The organism is Agromyces sp. Soil535 (assembly GCF_001428255.1).
Lineage (GTDB): Bacteria > Actinomycetota > Actinomycetes > Actinomycetales > Microbacteriaceae > Agromyces.
This window is the reverse complement of the sequence record NZ_LMRW01000021.1, coordinates 1-2,126: the sequence shown is the minus strand read 5'-3', so window position 1 is coordinate 2,126 and position 2,126 is coordinate 1. Positions and strand designations below refer to the sequence as shown.

The following is a 2,126-nucleotide window of genomic DNA, read 5'->3' as shown; positions in this document are numbered from 1 at the left end:
CGCGCCAAGCCCGGTCGACAAATCGAACGAAGGACACCGTGGTCAATTCTTTGCCAGGGTCAGACCAGGCCCAGCGCAGCACCACGATAAGTCTTCACAGATCTTGCCTTGGGTCTGGGGGTGGGATGGTGAGCCGTTCTTCTGGGTGATCCCGAGCCGTTTCAGGAGGTGTTCGAACCCGTTGGGTCCGCTGCCGCCGCGGGCGAAGCGGGTCGTGTAGACCATGCCGTTGAGTTCCTAAGGGATGTCAAGCGGCTGTGGGGTGGTTAGCGTGGGGGTGGGACGGGCCGGTCGATGGAGCGCTTTGCGACTCCTTGCTTCGCCGGCTCGTTCTTGTCGTGGTTCGGCTTCGGCGCAGAGATTCGGGGACGGTGTAGCGGGTGGTGATGATCATTCGAGCCTCCTCGGGGGTGACAGGGGTGCCGTCCACGTCGCGGAGCTCGTAGGGTGTCGCCGCGTTCCAGCAGGCCGCGATGCGGGTCAGTAGTGTCGCGGCGATGTGGCAGATCGCGGTGTTGTGATGCTTGCCGGACTCGACCATGAGCCGGTGGTATTTCGCCGCGAGTGTCGGGTCCTGCCGGCGGGCCTGGTCTGCGCTGATGAAGAGGGCTTCGCGGAGCAGCGCGTCGCCGTGCTTGGTGGGGCCGCCATGGTGCCCGGACACCCCAGAGGAGTCGAGCGAGGGCACCAGCCCGCTGAACGATCGGACCGCAGCCAGGGAACGGAACCGGCCGGGGTCGCCGAGTCGTCCGAGAACGACGGCACCGGTGACGGGCCCGACCCCGGGAGCGGAGGTAATGATGCCGCGCGGATCGCGTTCCCGGACCAGCGCGTCGATGCGGTCATCGACGTCCTTGATCTCCTCGGTGATCCGCAGCGCCAAGCGCGCTTCGACAGCGATGTCCTCGGCGAGGTCAGCGAACTCCAGATCGTCACCCCAGATTTCGCGCGATGATGTGGCTGCGGCGAGGATCAGGTCGGCGGTCGGTCCGCCCCATGCTCCTCGGGAGTGGCGACCCAGGAACCGGATCAGCCGCGCCCGTCCCATCCGTCGAACCGCGATCGGGTCGCCGTAGCCTGAGGCGAGGAACTGCAGCGGTGTGTTGTTCGACAGGTCACCGCCGAACGCGGCGTGCCAGTCCGGGCCGAGGATCTCCAGCAGCGCATCAACCCTGGCGATGCTGGCCGTGCGACGCTTGACTAGCGTACGAATGCAGCTTCGTCGCCCGCCGGAGCGGGTCACCGGGCCCCAGGCCTCGCTCGGCGTTGAGCCCGTCCGGGTGTAGCAGCGGGAGCCGTGCCAGCATCACAGAATCGAGCCGGTCGCTCTTGGTGTGCTTGGCGTAGTACGCGCGCAGATCCGCCGATCGCTCCGCGGGCACCAGTACCACCGTGGCGCCGCGGCGCCGGAACCACGCCGCCAACGGCACCCAGGCATTGCGCGTCGGTTCCATCACCACGGTGACCTCGGCTGCGATGACCTCCTGCGGCAGTTTCGACCACAGCTGTTCCAACTCCACAGGGTTGGTACGGAACCGGTGCCCGGACCACAGCAGTTCGCCGCGCTCGTCGGTGAGGGCGGCTTGATGCGGGGCGCGGACAGCGATGTCTACCCCGATACGGACGATCATCTTCGGACTCCTCTGCTTCGTTCATCGCATCGCCGGCAGCCATTGCTGCGTGAGGAGCCGATCCGCACCAGACATTCGCTAACAGGGATCCTCGACCGTGGCCGACGAGGTCGCCGGGTTCCTAACAGGGCATCTCGAGCTCCGGCAGTGGCCCCGCCTGCCACGCGATCAACAGGCAAGGAGTCGCCAGTGCGCCCCGATCGGTCAAGCAACGACGACAGGCGGGTGCCGGACAACACAGATCCTGCCCGCTGGCCAACGAACCGGCTCAAATGCTGCCCACCCAGCGGGTCTGTCAGATTAACGGTGGATCTGGGCTGGCGCATGGTTAGTTGATGCGGCCTTCGAAGGTGATCGCGAAGGCGTTGAGCGCGGGCTTCCACCTGGTCACCCAGCGTGCCCTGCCGCGACCTGTCGGGTCAAGCGACCGGGTCACGAGGTAGAGACACTTCAGGTCGGGTCAAGCGACCGGGTCACGAGGTAGAGACACTTCAG

2 protein-coding genes are annotated in these 2,126 nt (G+C 66.4%); both read right to left on the bottom strand.

What is annotated here, in order from left to right:
- Positions 1-247: 247 nt before the first annotated feature.
- Positions 248-1,243 carry a transposase gene (locus tag ASG80_RS24155; protein WP_235508317.1) on the bottom strand — a complete coding sequence of 332 codons (996 nt, stop codon included), beginning with the start codon at positions 1,241-1,243 and terminating at the stop codon, positions 248-250.
- Positions 1,167-1,631: a transposase gene (locus ASG80_RS24150; protein WP_200952563.1), complete on the bottom strand. Its 465-nt coding sequence runs from the start codon at positions 1,629-1,631 to the stop codon at positions 1,167-1,169. Before ASG80_RS24150 ends, ASG80_RS24155 begins: the two co-directional genes overlap by 77 nt.
- Between the last annotated feature and the right edge of the window lie 495 nt (positions 1,632-2,126).